The 718-nt window shown below is 66.4% G+C and carries 1 protein-coding gene; it reads right to left on the bottom strand.

Translation table 11 applies throughout. The features are described 5' to 3' along the window. On the bottom strand, positions 1-718 hold a 718-nt coding region (locus tag AC1DWI_RS25335; protein WP_477726208.1), incomplete at both ends, for a pyridoxal-phosphate dependent enzyme.

Raw genomic sequence — 718 nt, 5'->3', positions numbered from 1 at the left:
CGCGTGTCTGGATCACCAGCTCGATCTCCACGTTCTGGGCCGAGAGCATGGTGAAGGCGCGCTGGTGATGCACCTCATCGATATTGGCCCCGGCGTCGGCCACGGTGGCGGTGATCTTGGCCAATGAGCCCGGAATGTCGCGCACGCTGACCTTGATGCGGGCCAGGCGCCCGGCGCGCACCATGCCGCGCTCGATGATGGCCGCCAGCAGCAGCGGGTCGATGTTGCCGCCGCACAGCACCAGGCCGATCTTCTTACCCGCAAAACGCTCCGGGTACTTCAACAGCGCCGCCAGCCCGGCCGCGCCGGCACCTTCGACCAGGGTTTTCTCGATCTCTAGCAGCATGACCATGGCCTGCTCGATATCGCCCTCGTCCACCAGCACCAGGTCGTCGACCAGCTTCGCGATGATGGCCTGCGGGATGACGCCCGGCGTCCCCACCGCAATGCCCTCGGCGATGGTGCTGGTGCCCTGGGGGTGCCGGGTGCCCTTGATGGCGTTGACCATGCCCGGGAAGCGCGAGGTCTGCACACCGATGATTTCAATGCCGGGCTTGATCGCCTTGGCCGCCGTGGCCATGCCGGCAATCAGGCCGCCACCGCCGACGGCTATAACCAGCGTTTCGAGGTCGGGTTGCGCGTGCAGCATCTCCAGCACCACCGTACCCTGGCCTGCGACGATGGCTTCGTCGTCGTAAGGGTGCACGAAGACCAGGCC

The sequence above is a fragment of the Polaromonas sp. P3_C2 genome (genome assembly GCF_056402675.1).
The sequence above is the reverse complement of the archived record's forward strand: the minus strand, read 5'-3'. Positions and strand labels throughout refer to the sequence as shown.